Source organism: Alkalihalobacterium elongatum (assembly GCF_019024285.1).
Classification (GTDB): Bacteria; Bacillota; Bacilli; order Bacillales; family Bacillaceae_F; genus Alkalihalobacterium; species Alkalihalobacterium elongatum.
The window spans coordinates 90,856-111,836 of the sequence record NZ_WMKZ01000012.1 but is presented as its reverse complement, the minus strand read 5'-3'; the positions used below and the strand labels follow the sequence as shown (position 1 = coordinate 111,836).

Here is a 20,981-nt window from a genome sequence, read left to right as displayed (position 1 = left end):
TAGAGGTAACTAAAGAGCCTGAATGGTGCCCGCGCAGGGAAAAAAGTAGAAAAGGCGGTCACTAAAGCGAAGGAATAGTGCCCGTGAGTCTGAAAAAATCGAGATAGAGGTAACTAAAGAGCCTGAATGGTGCCCGCGCAGGGAAAAAAGTAGAAAAGGCGGTCACTAAAGCGAAGGAATAGTGCCCGTGAGTCTGAAAAAATCGAGATAGAGGTAACTAAAGAGCCTGAATGGTGCCCGCGCAGTGAAAAAAGTAGAAGAGGCGGTCACTAAGGTGAAGGAATAGTTCCCGTGAGGTTAAGAAAATCTAGATAGAGGTAACTAAAGAGCCTGAATGGTGCCCGCGCAATGAAAAAAGTAGAAGAGGCGGTCACTAAAGCGAAGGAATAGTTCCCGTTAGTTAGGAAAAAGCCAACGCAACTTCAGAGCGGCTCGCAAAGAAAGCGCCTTTGAAGTGCTGGCAATAAGCTTAAAATCAATAAACAAAAAACGTCCCTCTATTTGGAATAAATAGAGGGTTTGTTTTTTGGGGACTTTAATAAAAGATATAGTAAAGGTGTGAACGAACATGCAAGAAGTATTATTAGCCGTATTAGCAGGTTTAATTGTTGGTTTTGTATTTGCATTGATTAAATTACCAATTCCAGCACCGCCAGCTCTGCCTGGGATCGCTGGAATTGTCGGAATATATTTAGGTTATAAGTTGTTTCAATGGATATTACCGTATTTTAGTGGATAACAACAACTGACAATGTGGTTAAAGGGGGATATTGAATGCCATACGTACAAGGTCGCTTCCAGTCACCGATCTACTACGAGACCATTGGAAAAGGAACACCCATCCTATTTATTCACCCACCAGGTATGGGTTTAGTAACATTTGATAAACAGCGTGAATTAGCAAAGCATTTTCAATTGATCTTTTTTGACATAAGAGGTAATGGAAAAAGTGGAGCAGGGAGCGAACGAATTACAATGTCCCTGCTCGCAGAAGATATCGTTCGTATTTTAGATGACCTTACAGTGGAAAAGGCGGTTATATTGGGCTACTCTAACGGAGGTTCGCTTGCGCAGGAGTTTGCGATTTCTTATCCTGAACGAACACTTGCTGTTATGATGAGTGGATCTTTTCCAGAGGTAAACAGCTTTTTGTTGAGAAATGAATTTCGCTTAGGTTTACTCGTGACTCGATTAAAAAGAATACAATTTTTAGCGAATGTACTGGCCATGGCTCACGCGAAAAAAAATGAAACAGCATTTAGAGAGAAGATGGCTGCATATTTTGCTCATGCCAATCCACATATTACGTATCAAATCTATAACGAAGGCTTACATTACCGATCAACTCATCGGTTGAATCAAATCAAAGTTCCAGTTTTAGTAGTTTACGGTAAACTCTCTTTTTATCTTCACCACTATGCAAGAATGTTTATCGAGCGACTGAAGGATGTTGAAATTGTTACAGTTGACAAAGCAACTCATCAAATCCCTACTAAGCATGCACCCGAATTCAACCGTATAATTGTTGATTTTATGAAACGAAAAGTTTTAAATTAATTTTTTAGCAACCTAAGGCCATTCAATATCACTAGAATTGTACTTCCTTCATGTCCGATCACCCCAAGTGGTAAAGAGACGTGCTGCATGAAGTTTCCAGCGATTAGCAGAAGAATGACAGCAATCGAAAAAATGATATTCTGCATGACAATTCGATTTAAACGCTTCGAAAGTTGAATGGCTTTTGCTATTTTTACTAAATTATTTTTAACGAGAACGATATCGGCTGTTTCGATCGCCGCATCAGTGCCTGCTCCCATGGCAATTCCGATATTCGCTTTTGCTAATGCAGGAGCATCATTAATTCCATCTCCGACCATCGCTACTTTTTGGTATTTCTGTTTTAATTTTTCGATTTCAGTTACTTTTTCTTCAGGTAGACAATTAGCTGAATAGCCATCGAGCTTTACCTCTGAAGCGATCTTTTTTGCAGTTTTTTCATGGTCACCAGTAATCATGTACGTTACGATGCCTTCATTTTTCATACTATCGATCGCCTCAATCGCTACGTCTCGCACAGTATCTTCAATTGCAAATACAGCAATTACTTCCTCCTTATCTTTTCCAACAAAAACGAGAGTTTGCCCTGCCTCGCTCATACTTGCAGCTACTTCTAGGAAAGCTTCTTTTTTTTCAAGAGGAAAAAAGTCAGGTTTACCAACTTTCCAGTGTTCGCCTTCAACCGTTCCAATAATTCCCCAACCACTGACCGTCTCAATAAAATCTGGCTTAATAGGTTCAATGCCTTGTTGTTTACAGTACATAACAACCGCCTTTGCTAACGGGTGAGTAGATTGGCTTTCAATGGCACAAACCGCGTGAAGTAAGTCGTTTTTATTAAAATCAGGACGAACATAGACATTTGTTACAACAGGGGTACCGTTTGTAATCGTGCCTGTTTTATCTAAGGCAATTGCCTTAATATGAGCAAGCTGTTCAAGGTGAATACCGCCTTTGAAAAGGATTCCTTGTCTTGCACCATTGGAAATAGCAGAGAGAGTAGCAGGCATGACTGAAGCTACTAATGCACATGGTGAAGCAACGACAAGCAATACCATCGCTCGATAAAAGCTTTCATGCCAGCTCCATCCGAATATAAAATAAGGCAAAAACATCATAATCGTTACAAAGATAAGAACGATCTTTACATAGGGCCCTTCAAATTTTTCAATAGTTTGTTGCGAAGGGGACTTTTCCTCCTTAGCTGATTGGACGAGGGTGATGATTTTTTGGAACAATGTTTCCTCTGCAGGCTTTGTAACAGATACATCAATCATTCCTGAAAGGTTAACAGTTCCAGTAAAAACGTCTTCGCCGATTAGTTTTGTAACAGGTAGGGATTCTCCAGTTAAAGCAGACTCGTCGATGGTTGTTCGCCCAGTAAAAATAATCCCATCCGTTGATATTCGTTCACCAGGCTTAACTCGTACGATATCACCAACGCGCAGGTCAGATACGGAAACCGTTTTTTCAACTCCTTCTTTTAAAAGAGTTGCTTCTTCAGGCTGCAGATTCATAAGAGCAGATATTTCTTGATGACTTTTATTAATTGTGTATGTCTCAAGCGCACCACTAAGAGCAAATATAAAAATTAAAATAGCGCCTTCCATCCAATAACCGATCGTTGCAGCACCAATAGCAGCTAGTATCATTAAAATTTCTACAGAGAATTTTCGTTCGTTTATAAATTCCTCAATACCTTCTTTTGCTTTATAAAAACCGCCAATCAGGTATGCGACAAGGAACAAAGTGACGGTCAAGAAATCTTGGCTAGATAATCGGTCAAAAAGCCAAGCAATCACAATGAGGAGTCCACTGGTCAATGCTAATAGGAGTTGTCGGTGTTCTGTCCATTTTTTTAGCAAAATTCTCCCTCCCTTAAAGGTAATTGAGAAATACAATCAACATCATTTAGCTACTAAAACAACGAAAGCTGCCACCATAGGGGTGACAGCAAGCTTCAAAGTCCTTAAAACCAGTTATTAAGTTAGAATGTTTATTGATTAAATTGAAGTGTTGTTTGTATTTATTATAATTTAATCATACTATAAATGGAAAAAAATAAATAGTAAAACTTGTAATTTGGAATTAAAGTAAACCTGAAAAAATTGTGGCGAACCGTTCTTTACCTTTTTGAAAAATCGACCGACTATTATATTGTTTTAGCGTCAGTCGTTCTGATATTGAAATATCAAAATCAACTTCTCCCAAGACTTTTTCGATAAAATTACGATCATAAATTAAGCAATTAATTTCATGATCAATATGAAAACTTCGCTTATCAAAGTTTGCAGTACCAATATCACATACTTGATCATCAATGATAAGTATTTTTGCGTGATAAAATCCTCTGTAATACTGATAAATGTCGACCCCGACATCAAGTAAGTCTTTAAAATAAGGATATGACGCTTCTTTCACTAGTGGATGGTCCGCTTTTTTCGGAACGATTAAGCGAACATTTACCCCGCGCTTTGCCGCATTAATTAATTCTCCTTGCAGAGTCATTCCTGGAACGAAATAAGGGGTCCCAATCGTAAGGGTGTTTTCCGCTTGGCGAATGAGCTTAACAAACGTATCCTCAAGATAAACGCCATCCGTTGGTAAAATGCGAAGAGCGATATCTCCCTTTACTAAAGGTGGATACAAGATGTCTTTTGAAACATTTTCTTTAGTTGCCGCATGCCAGTCTTCATAAAATTGTTCCTGTAAATCTTGAACACCATCACCATCTAATCTTAGGTGGAAGTCACGCCAGTTTCCGAACTTAGGGTCTCTTCCTAAATATTCATCTCCTACATTATATCCGCCTACATAACCAATGTTTCCATCAATGACAGAGATTTTTCGGTGATTGCGGCGGTTCAATGTGAAAAATAAGTAAGGAAACTTGATAGGGTGCGAATAAGAAAACAGGATCCCTGCATCTTTCATTCTTTTAATGGACCCTCTGCCGATACTGCCGCCGATCCGGTCAACTAGCAAACGAACTGTAACGCCTTCTTTGGCCTTGTCGATTAATAATGACATCATTTTCTTGCTGATATTGTCATCTTTGATAATGTAGAATAGAATATGAATATGATTGGAGGCTTGTTTGATATCACGTAACATATGATCAAATAAGTCATCACCCGTAGTAAGGAGGTTGACTTTACTATAACGCATTTCTTGATGAAAGCGCTTTGCTTCTTTTCTTTGCTTTTCTAGACCAAACTTAAAGTCTAATCTAAGTAATATAGCAATAAGTATAATAACGCTCACTATGATCAAAAAGAGTGTCATAAAAACCTCCTAATAAGAATTAAACTTTTTCTTGCTCAATTAATTGACACTTTTCGCTTTTCTTTGTCTAGCTGCAAGTGTCATCGGCTCGAGGTCGCTTCGGTCCACCAAACGTGTCCAAAGACCAGGACACTAATTGCTGGCCCTCCAGCGCTTGTCGCCGATAAACGGACACTTTTCGCTTTTCTATGTCTAGCTACAGCGCCCAGCGTCTAGTGGACTTCGCTCTCCTCCTTACGATAAGTCAACATCGGCTCAATGACGATCGCCGTGTATCCTTTATCTCATACGGAGAGGCTCCAGTCCTTACGCCGCTAAACGGACGCTTCCGCTTTTCTATGTCTAGCTGCAAGTGTCATCGGCTCGAGGTCGCTTCGGCCCATCAAACGTGTCCCAAGACCAGGACACTAATTGCTGGCCCTCCAGCGCTTGTCGCCGATAAGCAGACACTTTTCGCTTTTCTTTTTATAATTACCAAAGTGAGCTTGTTTTACGAGGGAATAAAAAAAATTTTATAAATTTCGTCGACTGAATGCTCATTCATTGAATTAATGTGTTATAATGATGAAAACGAATTCAATATTCTGAAATTTATCTATTATTTAACTATCTTTTAAAGGATTGAAAGAGGAAGGGAGATTTATTATGGGTTTATTTAAGATAGTCAATCTTGTACTATTAGTTGTTGTTGCAAGTTATGCAATCTATCTATTTGCTAATCTATTATTTACTCGCTATCAGTACATCAAGCTCGGGAAAAAAGAAGAGTTTGACCGTGGTTTCAAAGAACGCTTCCGAGGTGTATTGGTAAATGTAATTGGTCAGCGTAAGATGTTTAAGGATGTTAAAAGTGGGATTATGCATTTAATCATGTTCTATGGATTTTTTATCATCCAAGTTGGACTGATTGAAATCATTATTAAAGGATTTATTGAAGGCTATCAGTATCCAATAGGTGCCCTACACAAACCTTTCCATGCAATGCAGGAGTGGACGGCCTTCCTTATGTTCGTAGCAATTCTTTATGCTTGTTACCGTCGTTACGGTGAAAAGTTAACTCGATTACAATTCAAGAAGGATGGAAAAGCTCTTTTTGTTTACGTCGCATTATCCATCTTGTCAGCAACGATCCTGCTGACGCTTGGTTTTGAAAGAATTATGTTTGGTTATGAAGCAAACTATGCGTATGCTCCATTTTCTAGTATTATTGCAACCGTTTTAGCGGGTATTGGAACAACAGCAGGTATGGTTTTATTCTATGCTTCTTGGTGGATTCACCTAATTACGGTTCTTGCATTCATGGTATTCGTACCACAGTCAAAACAAGCACACGAAGTGTTTGCAGTGTTTAATGTATTCTTCAAAAAGAGTGGTCATGTTGGAAGACTGAAGCCAATCAACTTTGAAGAAGAAGATGTAGAAGTATTTGGTGTTGGGAAAGTAGAAGATTTTACACAGCAGCAGTTGCTTGACCTTTATTCTTGTGTAGAATGTGGACGCTGTACAAATATGTGTCCAGCAACAGGCACAGGGAAAATGCTCTCACCGATGGATTTAATGATCAAAGTTCGTGATCACTTAACAGAAAAAGGTGCAGCTGTAACATCTCGTACACCTTGGTTACCTGCGTTTGCATTTAGTCATACAACAGGAAATCAAATGGCTGCTCAAGCAGCTGGAGGCCAAGAGGTTGCCGCTGGTTATGATGTTAATTTAATTGGTGATGTAATTACGGAAGAAGAGCTTTGGGCCTGTACTTCATGTCGTAACTGTGAAGACCAATGTCCAGTTATGAATGAACACGTTGATAAAATTATTGATATGCGTCGTTACCTTGTCTTAACTGAAGGAAAAATGCCAGCTGATGCCCAGCGTGCAATTTCTAACATTGAACGTCAAGGAAATCCGTGGGGTATTAACCGTAAAGAGCGTGAAAAATGGCGTGAGGGACGTGATGATATTCACGTACCGACAGTTAAAGAAATGCAAAAAGCTGGTGAAGAATTCGAATATCTATTCTTCGTAGGTTCAATGGGCTCTTACGATAAGCGAAGCCAAAAAATCGCTCAGTCATTTGCGAAAGTATTGAATGAAGCTGGTGTGAAATTCGCAATTATCGGTAGCAAAGAAAAGAACTCTGGTGATACGCCTCGTCGTATTGGTAACGAGTTCTTATACCAAGAGCTTGCACAAGGGAATATTGAAATGTTCCAAAAGTTTGAAGTGAAAAAGATTGTAACGATCGATCCGCATGCTTATAACACAATTAAAAATGAGTACCCTGACTTTGGTTTAGAAGGTGTAGAAGTGTATCACCATACAGAGCTTCTTGCCCAACTTATTAAAGAAGGAAAAATCACACCAAAATATGAAGTGAATGAAACAATCGTTTACCATGACTCTTGTTACCTAGGACGTTACAATGATGTATATAGTCCACAAAGAGAAATCTTAGAAGCGATCCCAGGTGTGAAGGTTGTGGAGATGGAACGTAATCGTGCTGACGGTATGTGTTGTGGTGCCGGTGGCGGGATGATGTGGACTGAGGATCACTCTGGCCAACGTATTAACGTCGCTCGTACTGAGCAAGCGCTTGAAGTAAATCCAAGCGTGATCGGTAGTGCATGTCCTTACTGCTTAACGATGTTAAGTGATGGAACGAAAGCGAAAGAAGTTGAAGAAACTGTAAAAACAATGGATCTTGCAGAAATTTTAGAAAAATCTATTGTTAAACAGGAAGAAAAAGTCGTACAATAAGTATATAAAAATAGAGGCTGACCCTTTTTAAGTCAGCCTCGCACTTATAAACAAATATCTGAATACTTTATTAATATAACTATTTGAAAGCGTAAACAATGTTGAACTATGTCTTTTAATGTTGATTTATTTTTTTAAGATAATTAGTCGAGCGAACGCTCGGTCGAAACGAGGGGGAAACGTACTATGTCAACAGTTATTGTTGGGGGAGCAAGAACACCATTTGGGAAATTTGGTGGTGGACTATCATCTTTAACAGCAAGTCAACTTGGCGGAATCGCGATTAAAGAAGCTTTACGTAGAGCAGATGTGGATCCGAATGAAGTTCAAGAACTAATTATGGGGAATGTTCTTCAAGGAGGACAAGGACAAATTCCTTCACGTCAAGCAAGTGGTCATGCAGGACTTCCATGGCATGTTCACACAGAAACGATCAACAAAGTATGTGCATCAGGAATGCGAAGTGTGACAATGGCTGATCAAATCATCCGTGCAAAGGATGCTGAAGTTGTCGTAGCAGGTGGAATGGAATCAATGAGTAATGCTCCTTACTTCATTCCAAATGCAAGATGGGGAATGAGAATGGGCGACAGCAAGGTTGTCGACTTAATGGTACACGACGGTTTAACTTGCTCATTTAATAAAGTTCATATGGGAACATACGGTAATTCTGTGGCAGAAGAGCTTGGTCTTACTCGTGAGGCTCAAGATGCATGGGCAACGAGAAGTCATGAGCGAGCGCTCGCTTCGATTGAAGATGGTAAATTTGCGGAAGAAATTGTCCCTGTTGAAGTTCCTCAACGTAAAGGTGACCCAATTGTCGTTTCACAAGATGAGGCACCGCGCTCAGGAACAACTGTTGAAAGTTTAAGTAAGTTAAAACCTGTATTTGGTAAAGTAGGTTCAATTACAGCAGGGAATGCACCAGGTGTAAACGACGGTGCAGGCGCACTTGTCCTTATGTCTGAAGAGCGTGCAAACCAAGAAGGAAAGCAAGTATTAGCAAAAATCATCGGTCATGCAGCGATTTCAATTGAGCCAAAGGACTTCCCGAAAACACCAGGCCTAGTCATTAACAAACTACTAGAAAAGACAGGGAAAACACTGGCAGACATCGATTTATTTGAAGTCAATGAAGCTTTTGCCGCTGTAGCACTTGCAAGTAACCAGCTAGCAAGTTTAGATCCTGAAAAAGTCAATGTAAACGGTGGTGCTGTAGCATTAGGACACCCAATCGGAGCTAGTGGAACGCGTGTTATTTTAACACTTGCATACGAACTGAAGCGCCGTGGCGGTGGCATTGGAATTGCTTCTATTTGTAGTGGCGGAGGCCAAGGCGACGCCATCATGATCGAAGTTTAATAGAAAAGCGGAAGGTGCCTGGTTAGCGGCGACAAGCGCTGGAGGGCCAGCCAAAAGGGTCCTGCACTTTGGACCCGTTGGAAGGACCGAAGCGACCTCGAGCCGCTGGCACCTGAAGCTTCCATAAAAATAGCCGTTCGACGGCACAAACATAACACAAACAAAACAAAACGAAACGTAGTGAGATGGGAGAGAAGGAAATGACAGTTCAAACAGTAATGGTAATTGGTGCAGGACAAATGGGATCAGGGATCGTTCAAGTACATGCTATGGCTGGAGTTCAAGTATTCATGCATGACTTAAAGCCAGAGTTCGTTGAAAGAGGAATGAACACGATTACAAAAAATCTTGATCGCCAAGTGGAAAAAGGCAGAATGACAGAAGAAGAGCGTAACGACATTCTAGCACGTATTACTCCTTCTACAGACATTCAAAACGCGGCAAAGGTTGACTTAGTTATTGAAGCAGCAGTTGAAAACATGGGCATCAAGCAAAACATCTTCAAAGAATTAGACCAAATTGCCCCTGAACATACGATTTTAGCAACAAATACATCATCTTTACCAATCACAGAAATTGCTGCGGTAACAAACCGTCCAGAAAAAGTAATTGGTATGCACTTTATGAATCCAGTACCTGTTATGAAACTAGTTGAAATCATTCGCGGTCTAGCAACAAGTGACGAAGTCTACGGTACTATCGAAGACTTATCTCGTCAATTAGGAAAAATTCCAGTAGAAGTTAATGACTTCCCAGGATTTGTTTCAAACCGTATCCTAATGCCAATGATCAATGAAGCAATTTATACAGTATTTGAAGGAGTTGCTACTCCAGAAGCTGTCGACGAGGTTATGAAGTTAGGTATGAACCACCCAATGGGACCTTTAACACTCGCTGACTTTATCGGTTTAGATACATGCTTATACATCATGGAAACATTACATGAAGGATTTGGTGACGACAAGTATCGTCCTTGTCCATTACTTCGCAAATACGTTAAAGCTGGATGGCTTGGTAAGAAATCGGGTCGCGGCTTCTATGTCTACAACTAAGATTTTTTAAAAGTGGAGTGATTAAAATGAACTTACGTTTTACAGAAGAGCAAGAAATGATGAGGAAAATGGTTCGTGACTTTGCGAACGAGCAAATTACTCCTTTTATTGAAGAAATGGAAGAGAATGACACATTCCCACGTCAAATCGTTAATCAAATGGGCGAGTTAGGGTTAATGGGAATTCCTATTCCAGAGGAGTTTGGCGGCGCAGGTATGGACTTCACGTCTTACATTATTGCCATTAATGAATTATCGAGAGTGAGTGCAACGGTTGGGGTTATTTTATCGGTTCATACGTCAGTGGGTACAAACCCAATCCTGTATTTCGGAACAGAAGAGCAAAAGAAAAAGTATGTACCTAAGTTAGCTTCTGGTGAGTACTTAGGCGCATTTGGTTTAACAGAGCCAGGAGCAGGTTCTGATGCTGGGAGTTTAAAAACAACTGCAGTGAAAAAAGGTGACCACTATGTACTAAACGGCTCTAAAGTGTTTATTACAAATGGTGGTGAAGCGGATACTTATGTTGTGTTTGCTTCGACAAATCCAGAAGCTGGTTCACGTGGTGTCTCTGCATTTATCGTTGAAAAAGATACACCAGGATTTACAGTAGGAAAGAAAGAAAAGAAAATGGGTCTTCACGGTTCAAATACGGTTATGCTTATGTTTGAAGATGCGATCGTTCCAGCAGAAAACCTACTAGGTCAAGAAGGCGAAGGGTTTAAGATTGCTATGTCTAACTTAGATAATGGCCGTATTGGAATCGCAGCGCAAGCTTTAGGAATTGCAGAAGCCGCTTTAGAAGCAGCAACAAATTATGCGAAAGAACGTAAACAGTTCGGTCGTGCTATTGGTACACAACAAGGGGTAGGCTTTAAATTAGCTGATATGGCAACAAAAGTTGAAGCAGCAAGACTATTAGTCTATCAAGCAGCTAATCTAAAAGACCGCGGTATCAAATGTGGCCAACAAGCATCGATGGCGAAGCTGTTTGCATCGCGCACTGCTGTAGAAGTGGCGATTGAGGCTGTTCAAGTATTTGGTGGGTATGGTTACACAAAAGAGTATCCAGTGGAGCGTTTCTTTAGAGATGCAAAGGTTACTGAAATCTATGAAGGAACTAGTGAAATTCAAAAAATTGTTATTAACAAGTATTTGTTAGCTGATTGATTTAGTGAGGATATAGAGGTTAGGAACGTTGCGATGAACTTTTCATTCGTATAGAGGTGCATAGTCATTGTTCTCTATGAAATGCTCGACTGTGCAGCTGTCAGCTCCTAGCTTTTATCCTCCTGCTAAATCGTCTTATAAATCAAGTGTTAAAAAAGTCTAGTATTATTAAAAAACAAGGGAGAGATAATAATGAACTTTCAATTAACAGAAGAGCAAGAAATGCTAAGAAAAATGATTAGAGATTTTGCTGAAAATGAAGTAGCTCCATCGGCTGCAGAGCGTGATGAAGAAGCGAGCTTTGACCGTGCGATTTTTGATAAAATGGCAGAGCTAGGTCTTACAGGTATTCCTTGGCCAGAAGAGTACGGCGGAATTGGAGCTGACTACTTAAGTTACATTATCGCTGTTGAAGAGCTTTCTCGTGTATGTGCTTCAACAGGAGTTACGTTATCTGCACACATTTCACTTTGCAGCTGGCCAATCTACACATTTGGTACAGAAGAGCAAAAGCAAAAATATTTACGTGCATTAGCAGAAGGTCGCAATATCGGTGCTTACGGTTTAACGGAGCCGGGTGCAGGTTCTGACGTAGCTAGCATGAAAACAACAGCAAAAGAAGATGGGGATCACTACGTTATAAACGGTTCTAAGATCTTCATCACAAATGGTGGAGTTGCAGACATTTATGTTGTTTTTGCTGTAACAGATGCTGATAAAAAGCATAAAGGGATCACAGCATTTATCGTAGAAAGCGACATGCCAGGATTTTCAGTAGGGAAGAAGGAAGACAAATTAGGAATTCGTTCATCACCTACAACAGAAATCATCTTTGAGGATTTACGTGTACCAAAAGAAAACATCCTTGGTAAAGAAGGCGAAGGATTTAAAGTTGCCATGATGACACTAGATGGTGGCCGTAACGGTATCGCTGCTCAAGCATTAGGAATTGCACAAGGAGCTCTTGACGCTTCAATCGACTACGCGAAAGAGCGTAAACAATTTGGTAAAACAATCGGAGCACAACAAGGGATCGGCTTCAAACTAGCAGATATGGCTACAAAAATCGAAGCGGCTCGCCTATTAACGTATCAAGCGGCTTGGCAAAAAAGTGAAGGAATTAAAAACGGACGAGAGGCTGCGATGTCAAAACTATTTGCTGGGGACACTGCAATGGAAGTGACAGTAGAAGCTGTTCAAGTATTCGGTGGATACGGTTATACAAAAGAGTATCCAGTAGAGCGTTATATGCGTGATGCGAAAATCACACAAATCTATGAGGGAACGCAAGAAATTCAACGTCTCGTTATCTCAAAAATGCTATTAGCAGATTAATATACTTTTTATTGAAGATGGTGCCAGGCACCTTTACCACAGTACAGGGATAAAGGTGTCTTTCACCGAAAAGAGGTGTCTTTAATTGCGAAAAAAGAAAGTGCCTTCCATGGTAAAAGATCAGCAGCTTATTAAAAAACGTCGCGAGCAAATGATCAAAGGTGCAGTCAACCTTTTTAAAGAGAAGGGCTTTCACAGAACGACCACTCGGGAAATAGCAAAAGAGTCAGGGTTCAGTATTGGGACACTTTACGAATACATTGGTTCAAAGGAAGATGTTCTATATCTTGTCTGTGATGCGATTTATGAGGAAGTTCGTGATCGCCTGAAACAATATCTAGATAATGATAGCTCTGGAATAGATAGGCTCAAGCAAGCGATCGCTTCTTATTTCAAAGTCGTTGACGAAATGAAAGATGAAGTTCTCGTCATGTACCAGGAAGCGAAGTCATTACCGAAAGAAGCGTTACCTTATGTTCTTCAAAAAGAACTAGAAATGACAGAAATGATCGAATCCATCGTTCGTGATTGCGCCGAAGACGGGCTACTTGATTTAGAGGAAGAAGCTGAAGTCAAACTAGTTGCTCACAACATTCTCGTTCAAGGACATATGTGGACATTCAGACGGTGGATATTGAAAAAGCAATATACTTTGGAGCAATATACGGAGCTTCAAATAGAACATATTTTAAAAGGAATTATCAAATAATTATCAGGAATGTAGAGAGGGAGGAATAAGTACATGCAAACGGTTGAAATTTATCGTCCAAAACATGCAGTGCGATTTGTAACGGCTTCAAGTTTATTCGATGGTCATGATGCATCGATTAATATTATGAGACGTATTCTTCAAGCAAGTGGGGCAGAGGTTATTCACCTAGGCCATAACCGTTCAGTTGAAGAAGTTGTTGAAGCGGCTATTCAAGAGGATGTACAAGGGATTGCAATCTCTTCTTACCAAGGCGGTCATACGGAGTATTTCAAATACATGTATGACTTATTACAACAAAAAGACGCGGGCCACATTCGTATTTACGGCGGTGGTGGTGGGGTAATTACACCTCCAGAAATTAAAGAATTACACGAGTATGGAATTACACGTATTTTCTCACCAGAGGATGGCCGTCAACATGGTCTTCAAGGAATGATTAACGGAATGCTTGAAGAGTGTGACTTCCCGACTGTTCGTGATCTTTCGAATGAAGTAGATCAATTAAAAGAAAAGAATGCACGTGCTGTAGCAAGATTAATCTCTTTAGCAGAGCAACAAGCTGTAGGGCTTAATGAAGTAGCAGCAACAGCAGAAAAAGCTTTAAATGATCTAAAACAAATCACAGAAAACGTTCCTGTACTTGGTATTACTGGTACTGGTGGAGCAGGTAAAAGTTCATTAACAGACGAGATCGTACGTCGTTTCTTAAACGAATTTGAAGATAAAACAATCGCTATCCTTTCTATCGATCCTACAAAACAAAAAACAGGTGGAGCTCTATTAGGTGACCGTATTCGTATGAACTCCATTAATACTTCACGTGTATTCATGCGTAGTTTAGCAACAAGAAGCTCGAAAAGTGAAATCTCTGAGAGCATTCAAGATGCGATTAGCGTTGCAAAAGCAGCAGGTTATGACCTGATCATCGTTGAGACGAGTGGTATTGGTCAAGGGGATGCTGAAATTACGGAAGTTGCAGATGTAGCTATGTACGTTATGACAAGTGAGTTCGGAGCTCCGACACAGCTTGAGAAAATTGATATGATCGATTTTGCTGATCTTATCGCGATTAATAAATTCGAGCGTAAAGGTTCCGAGGATGCACTTCGTCATGTACGTAAACAGTACCAACGCAGCCGTAACCTTTTTGACCAAGACTTAGAATCTATGCCTGTATACGGTACGATCGCTAGTCAATTCAATGATATTGGAACAAACACACTATTTAAAGCAATCGTTGATACGTTAAATAAAAAGTGTGGAACAGACTGGGTTACAAACATTGAAACAAGCAAAGATGTTGTAAAGAAAAACTTAATCATTCCACCAAACCGTACACATTATTTACGTGAAATTGTACAATCGATTCGTGATTATAAACAAGTGACAGAAGAACAAGTTCAAGTGGCACGTAAATTGTTCCAAATCACAGGAACGATTGAAGCCCTACAAGAAGTAGGAAATGCAGATGAGAGCATTATTGCTCAACTAGAGCAAACAAAAGCTCATTATGAAAACAAGCTTGACCCACAAGCGAAAGCAATTCTTGATAATTGGGAAAGCCTGAAAGAAAAGTATTCTGGAGATTCATTTGTCACAAAAGTTCGTGATAAAGAAATCGTAACAGAGCTTACAACAGAAAGCTTATCTGGAACAAAAATCCCTAAAGTTTCTTTACCAAAGTTTAAAGACTGGGGCGAGATTGTAAACTGGGCAATGAAAGAAAACGTACCAGGATCATTCCCTTATACAGCTGGAGTATTCCCGTTCAAACGTAAAGGTGAAGATCCAAAACGTCAGTTCGCTGGAGAAGGAACACCAGAACGTACAAACCGTCGCTTCCACTATCTATCAAAAGATGATGATGCAAAACGTTTAAGTACAGCATTTGACTCGGTAACTCTATATGGTGAAGACCCAGACCACCGTCCTGACATCTACGGTAAAGTCGGTGAGAGTGGAGTAAGTGTTTGTACACTTGATGATATGAAAAAGTTGTATGACGGCTTCGATCTATGTGCACCGTCAACATCCGTTTCAATGACAATTAATGGTCCAGCACCAATTATTCTAGCTATGTTCATGAACACAGCTATTGAACAGCAAATTCAAAAGTTTGAACAAGAAAACGGAAGAAAACCAACAGCTGAAGAAGCAGCACAAATCAAAGAATTCACGCTGCAAACAGTTCGTGGTACAGTACAAGCGGATATCCTAAAAGAAGACCAAGGTCAAAACACGTGTATCTTCTCAACAGAGTTTGCACTTCGTATGATGGGTGATATTCAGCAGTACTTTATCGATCAAAAAGTGAGAAACTACTATTCTGTTTCGATTTCAGGCTACCACATTGCTGAAGCTGGAGCGAACCCAATCAGTCAGTTAGCGTTCACGCTTTCAAACGGTTTCACGTACATCGAGTACTATTTAAGCCGCGGCATGAACATTGATGACTTTGCTCCGAACTTATCATTCTTCTTCAGTAATGGCTTAGATCCTGAATATGCTGTAATTGGTCGTGTTGCACGTCGAATTTGGGCAACTGTGTTGAAGAAGAAGTATGGTGCAAATGAGCGCAGCCAGAAGTTAAAGTATCACGTACAAACATCAGGTCGTTCATTACACGCACAAGAAATTGATTTCAATGATATCCGTACAACGCTTCAAGCGTTAATGGCGATCTATGATAACTGTAATTCACTACACACAAATGCATACGATGAAGCGATCACAACGCCAACTGAAGAATCAGTTCGTCGTGCGATGGCAATTCAAATGATCATTACAAAAGAGTTAGGACTTGCGAAAAACGAGAACTCACTTCAAGGATCATTCATCATTGATGAGCTTACAGACCTAGTAGAAGAAGCAGTACTACGTGAGTTAGAAAGCATCAATGACCGTGGTGGCGTATTAGGTGCGATGGAAACTCAATACCAACGTGCAAAAATTCAAGAAGAGTCTATGCATTATGAAATGCAAAAGCACACTGGTGAATTGCCAATTATCGGTGTAAACACGTATATCAACCCTAACCAGCCTGAAGAAGAAGAGTTTGAAATGGAACTAGCTCGTGCAACACAAGAAGAGAAACAACAACAAATTACGAACTTAAGAGCATTCCAAGACCGTCATCAAGACGAGTCTGCTGCAGCATTAAAACGTCTTCAAGAAACAGCAATGAGTGGTGGAAACATTTTTGCTGAATTAATGGAAACGGTTAAAGTAGCAAGTCTTGGTCAAATCACATCTGCTCTATATCAAGTAGGCGGACAGTACCGTCGTAATATGTAAGGAACGTCGAACGACCGTTTAAAGAAATTGAAGCTGACTCAAAGTGTTTGCAACAGCGAAGAGCTGACAGACGCTGCGAGTCAGCTTCTTTTTCACCTAATAGAGTTTAACAGCAGTATGGAGTTCATTCTTGAAATTCCGACGGTACATTGCATATTTGGCTTCAAAACGAAGCTACTTTTGACAACAATCGGCAGTAATGCCTGTCTTTGTCGCTTGGCGTCAATTAGTAGATTTTAGAATTTTTTTCAACATTCCTAGCATATTACCTTAAAATATGTTTATAATGAAAAGTATGATTTTTTATATGTAAGGAAGCCTTGACTTCTTTGAAGAAATTAGGTTAAAGAAAAGCCATCGACTTTCACCATTCTTTGGTGTTCAATCGTGTTTTTCTAATAGCTATACAAGAACTCTACATAATAGATGAATGATGTGAAAAAGGAGTGCGTGAGTATGAGTATTAGTGCATACAGTCGTGAAGAACTAGAAGAGCTATCAATGGTTGAAGTAGCTTATCATGTTTTAAAAGAAAGAAAAGAAACTTTCTCTTATACTGACTTACTAAATCGAGTAGTTGAACTTAAAGGTATGTCAGAAGAAGAAAAGAAGCGACGCATCTCATATCTTTATACAGATTTAAACGTAGATGGCAGATTTATGTGTATTGGTAATAATGTTTGGGGTCTTAAAGCGTGGTATCCAATTGAGAAAATTGAAGAGGATATCATTACGGCAAAACCTCGTAAGAAAGCTAAGAGTACAGATGAAGATGATGTCGAAATCGATGAGGAATTCGAGGACTTTGAAGACGAGTTTGAAGAAATCGAAGATGAGCTAGATGAATTAGCAGACAATGAAGATAGCGATGATTTCGAAGAAGAAGATCTAGATGGCTTCTCTGATGACGAAGAAGAAGAGTTTGACGAAGAAGATGAAGAAACAGCAGAAGAAGACGACGAGTTAAGCTAAGTTACCCTAAGACAGCGGAAAAGTGAACTAACAAAGTTCGTAATACCTAAGATATAATCTTGACTTTTCTTGTCGAACTAGGTAAAATCATTTTTGGGCTATTGAGAAGAATATAATCTTATTCGTATATATAAAACTGTAGATGTAAAGCAAAAGTGAGCGCCCCCTTTTTAGGGATAGGTCTCACTTTTGTTTTTTTATTGGGTTCTTTCACCAATTCAAGGACATACTAACCGACATACAGTTACATATCGAGCCATCCGACTAGTAAATAACATTTTAATAAAAGATAAATATTTTTCTAAAGGGGTAGATGAGATGAGTACGAAGTATATTTTTGTTACCGGAGGCGTAGTTTCTTCATTAGGAAAAGGAATTACAGCAGCATCTCTTGGTCGCTTATTAAAAAATAGAGGATTAAAAGTAACAATTCAAAAATTTGATCCTTACATTAACGTAGACCCTGGTACAATGAGTCCTTATCAGCACGGGGAAGTATTCGTTACAGATGATGGAGCGGAAACAGATTTAGACTTAGGTCACTATGAGCGTTTTATAGACATTAACTTAAGCCAAAATAGTAATGTGACGACAGGTAAGATCTACTCAACAGTAATTAAAAAAGAGCGTCGCGGTGATTATTTAGGTGGAACAGTACAAGTTATTCCACACGTAACCAATGAAATCAAAGAGCGTGTATTCCGTGCAGCGCGTGAAACAAAAGCCGATGTTGTCATCACAGAAATCGGTGGTACGGTCGGCGATATTGAAAGCTTACCTTTCCTAGAAGCGATTCGCCAAATTAAGAGTGACGTTGGCGTAAACAATGTTATGTATGTTCACTGTACGTTAATTCCCTATTTAGCTGCTGCTGGAGAAATGAAATCAAAGCCGACTCAACACAGTGTAAAAGAGCTTCGCAGCCTTGGTATTCAGCCAAACGTTATTGTTGTTCGTACAGAAAAGCCAGTACCTCAAGATATGAAAGAAAAAATTGCGTTATTCTGTGATATTGATAAAAACGCAGTCATTGAAGCAAGAGACGCAGATACACTTTACCAAGTTCCTTTAGACCTACAAGCACAGGATCTAGATGATATTGTATGTAATTATTTAGGATTAAAATGTGGAGACGCTGACATGGTCGAGTGGCAAGCACTTGTTAACAAAGTACAAAACCTCTCGAAGAAAACGAAGATTGCTCTTGTCGGTAAGTACGTAGCATTACCAGATGCTTATTTATCAGTTGCAGAAGCACTTCGTCATGCAGGTTATGCATTTGACTCAGATATCGAAATCAAATGGGTCGACTCTGAAGAAGTAACACCTGAAAATGTAAAAGAAATGGTTGGAGATGCTGACGGAATTTTAATTCCAGGAGGCTTCGGTGACCGTGGGATCGAAGGAAAAATTGCCGCGCTACAATATGCGCGAGAAAATAAAGTACCGATGCTTGGTATTTGCTTAGGTATGCAGTTAGCATCAATAGAATTTGCACGTAATGTTCTAGGATTAGAAGGTGCAAACTCAGCCGAGTTAAATCCAGAAACAAAATATCCAATCATCGACCTTTTACCAGAACAAAAAGATGTTGAAGATATGGGCGGAACGCTTCGCCTTGGACTATATCCTTGTAAGCTTGTTGAAGGTAGTGTTGCTCAAAGTGCGTATAATGAGCAAGTCGTGTATGAGCGCCATCGTCATCGTTACGAGTTCAATAATGAGTACCGTCAACAAATGGAAGAGAAAGGCTTTATCTTCTCTGGGACGAGTCCAGATGGTCGTTTAGTTGAAATCGTGGAAATTGCAGATCATCCATTTTTCGTAGCATCTCAATTCCACCCAGAGTTTGTTTCAAGACCAACAAGACCACAACCACTTTTCCGTGAGTTCATCAATGCATCACTAAACAAAGATGCAGCTGTAAAAGAAACAACATCAAACGGTGCAGTTTAAGACCTAATTCGAACAAACATCATAATTAAGCGAAAAAAACGAGTGAGATCGATGCGATCTTACTCGTTTTTCTTTATTTTTGGAGCTGGCAGTGTAAATTGACTGGGAGTATGACGAGATATCAGCGTAATTTTGAATATATCGGCAGAGTAGCACCAGAAATCGGGGCAATTTCAAATATATCGGCGGAACAACTTCATGGAGCCGAAGTGACCCCAAGACATCAAGTCACCAGCACCATAGAGGCGCGAACGGTTCCCTCCCCCATCCTAAAATACGCCTCAACAATCATCACTCATACTCAGATAAAATATCGGCTGTTGTTAAGTGCAGACAATGGAAGACGTAAAGCGCAAGTAGGGCTGTCGGCGTGCCGACACGAGATCCATCATCAAGAGGAACCATTGGACTAGCTTGCAACTCAATAGATAGGTCAGTTAATGTATGTAAACCATCTTCAGCCAGATCTTTTTCAGTCGTACCAATAATAGTAATACAGGTTTTGTTTTCAGCTACTAAGGAATTCGCCAACTCGAGTGCAGCTTCATCGTGACTAGAAGGCGAAAAGAGGATAACCGAATCTTGGTCCTCTAGTGCTGGTAGGTCTTTAGCGTTCTCGATTACACTTACGTTCTTAAAGGTATCACGTCCATACAGAAACTGCGGGATTACACTTTTCAGGTCACCCGAAGCATGCAAGTAAATCGTATGTCCACTAACGACTGTTTGGGCAATGATGCGGCTGCAATCTTCAAGCAGCTCCTCGTGTTTTTCTTTTATCGTTTTCATTTTTCCACTTAATTGTGTTGTAAAAATTTGTAACATATATCGTCTACCTTTCTGAATTAAAGCTTTTTCAAATAATTTCTCATTGAATATACCCAAAAAAGAGGAAAATCACAAATGAATAGAGAATATAAATATTTGGATTAAATGAAAAAAGAAAATTATTATGAAAATAATAGATAAAAGCAAAACACAGGAGGGAATACTCGTGGCAGAAAAAATACTAGTCGTAGACGACCAATATGGAATTCGGGTTTTACTAAATGAAATACTTCAAAAAGATGGTTATCAAATGTTTCAGGCAGCAAACGGGGTACAAGCTTTAAAAATTGTTGAAGAAGAAGTACCTAATCTCGTTTTATTAGATATGAAAATTCCTGGAATGGATGGTCTCGAAATCTTAAAGCGAATTAAAGAAATTAAGCCGAATGTCGATGTCATGATGATGACTGCATATGGTGAATTAAATATGATTAATGAAGCGCTTAACTTAGGAGCAATCAATCATTTCGCTAAGCCATTCGATATCGATGACGTTCGTAATGTTATTAAAGAGAATTTCAAATCAAAAAATAATATCGGATAAAGCTAGGGAAGATTGACAATAATTCGCCTAAAATTATTAACACAGTCTCCTTTTTTACAAAAAGCATTGTTGTGCTATAATGATTACGGTCATATTAAGCTTACTGCTCAAGGAAGTTATTAGAATACATACTATTTATTTCGGATATTTCTGTCCTA

General features: G+C 39.6%; 15 protein-coding genes. 12 read left to right on the top strand and 3 right to left on the bottom strand.

Going from position 1 to position 20,981, the window contains the following annotated elements:
* Nucleotides 1-568 precede the first annotated feature (568 nt).
* Both GKP30_RS13525 and GKP30_RS13520 read left to right on the top strand, forming a co-directional pair.
* Complete coding sequence (locus tag GKP30_RS13525; protein WP_216829987.1) at nt 569-739, top strand: XapX domain-containing protein; 171 nt, start codon at nt 569-571, stop codon at nt 737-739.
* A 35-nt stretch (nt 740-774) separates the two neighbouring features.
* Nucleotides 775-1,557: an alpha/beta fold hydrolase gene (locus GKP30_RS13520; RefSeq protein WP_216829986.1), complete on the top strand. Its 783-nt coding sequence runs from the start codon at nt 775-777 to the stop codon at nt 1,555-1,557.
* Here the strand turns inward: GKP30_RS13520 and GKP30_RS13515 are convergent.
* Both GKP30_RS13515 and cls read right to left on the bottom strand, forming a co-directional pair.
* A complete protein-coding gene (locus GKP30_RS13515; protein WP_328703159.1) occupies nt 1,554-3,422 on the bottom strand; it encodes a heavy metal translocating P-type ATPase in 1,869 nt (622 codons plus the stop codon). The genes GKP30_RS13520 and GKP30_RS13515 overlap by 4 nt on opposite strands.
* A 223-nt stretch (nt 3,423-3,645) precedes the next feature.
* A complete protein-coding gene (cls, locus tag GKP30_RS13510; protein ID WP_216829984.1) occupies nt 3,646-4,842 on the bottom strand; it encodes a cardiolipin synthase in 1,197 nt (398 codons plus the stop codon).
* A 645-nt stretch (nt 4,843-5,487) separates the two neighbouring features.
* Between cls and GKP30_RS13505 the strand changes: the two genes are divergently transcribed.
* The 9 genes from GKP30_RS13505 (at nt 5,488) to GKP30_RS13465 (ending at nt 19,451) form a co-directional block, all read left to right on the top strand.
* Entirely contained in the window at nt 5,488-7,599 is a 2,112-nt protein-coding gene (locus GKP30_RS13505; protein WP_216829983.1) for a (Fe-S)-binding protein, read from the top strand.
* A 186-nt stretch (nt 7,600-7,785) separates the two neighbouring features.
* The gene (locus GKP30_RS13500) at nt 7,786-8,961 is read left to right on the top strand and encodes an acetyl-CoA C-acetyltransferase (RefSeq protein WP_216829982.1); all 1,176 of its coding nucleotides are present in this window, start codon (nt 7,786-7,788) and stop codon (nt 8,959-8,961) included.
* 200 nt (nt 8,962-9,161) lie between these two features.
* Nucleotides 9,162-10,013 (top strand): 3-hydroxybutyryl-CoA dehydrogenase, encoded by an 852-nt coding sequence (locus tag GKP30_RS13495; protein WP_216829981.1) that lies wholly within the window; start codon nt 9,162-9,164, stop codon nt 10,011-10,013.
* Nucleotides 10,014-10,039: 26 nt separating this feature from the next.
* Nucleotides 10,040-11,182 carry an acyl-CoA dehydrogenase gene (locus GKP30_RS13490; RefSeq protein WP_216829980.1) on the top strand — a complete coding sequence of 381 codons (1,143 nt, stop codon included), beginning with the start codon at nt 10,040-10,042 and terminating at the stop codon, nt 11,180-11,182.
* 192 nt (nt 11,183-11,374) lie between these two features.
* Nucleotides 11,375-12,517 carry an acyl-CoA dehydrogenase gene (locus GKP30_RS13485; RefSeq protein WP_216829979.1) on the top strand — a complete coding sequence of 381 codons (1,143 nt, stop codon included), beginning with the start codon at nt 11,375-11,377 and terminating at the stop codon, nt 12,515-12,517.
* 85 nt (nt 12,518-12,602) lie between these two features.
* Nucleotides 12,603-13,226: a TetR/AcrR family transcriptional regulator gene (locus GKP30_RS13480; RefSeq protein WP_216829978.1), complete on the top strand. Its 624-nt coding sequence runs from the start codon at nt 12,603-12,605 to the stop codon at nt 13,224-13,226.
* Nucleotides 13,227-13,259: 33 nt separating this feature from the next.
* Entirely contained in the window at nt 13,260-16,523 is a 3,264-nt protein-coding gene (gene icmF, locus GKP30_RS13475; RefSeq protein ID WP_216829977.1) for a fused isobutyryl-CoA mutase/GTPase IcmF, read from the top strand.
* A gap of 456 nt (nt 16,524-16,979) precedes the next feature.
* A complete protein-coding gene (rpoE, locus tag GKP30_RS13470; protein WP_216829976.1) occupies nt 16,980-17,495 on the top strand; it encodes a DNA-directed RNA polymerase subunit delta in 516 nt (171 codons plus the stop codon).
* 318 nt (nt 17,496-17,813) lie between these two features.
* Entirely contained in the window at nt 17,814-19,451 is a 1,638-nt protein-coding gene (locus tag GKP30_RS13465) for a CTP synthase (protein ID WP_216829975.1), read from the top strand.
* Nucleotides 19,452-19,742: 291 nt separating this feature from the next.
* Here the strand turns inward: GKP30_RS13465 and GKP30_RS13460 are convergent, their stop codons facing one another.
* The gene (locus GKP30_RS13460) at nt 19,743-20,276 is read right to left on the bottom strand and encodes a DUF2529 family protein (protein WP_216829974.1); all 534 of its coding nucleotides are present in this window, start codon (nt 20,274-20,276) and stop codon (nt 19,743-19,745) included.
* A gap of 127 nt (nt 20,277-20,403) precedes the next feature.
* Here GKP30_RS13460 and GKP30_RS13455 point away from each other — a divergent pair, with 127 nt between their 5' ends.
* Nucleotides 20,404-20,823 carry a response regulator gene (locus tag GKP30_RS13455; protein WP_216829973.1) on the top strand — a complete coding sequence of 140 codons (420 nt, stop codon included), beginning with the start codon at nt 20,404-20,406 and terminating at the stop codon, nt 20,821-20,823.
* Nucleotides 20,824-20,981: the final 158 nt, after the last annotated feature.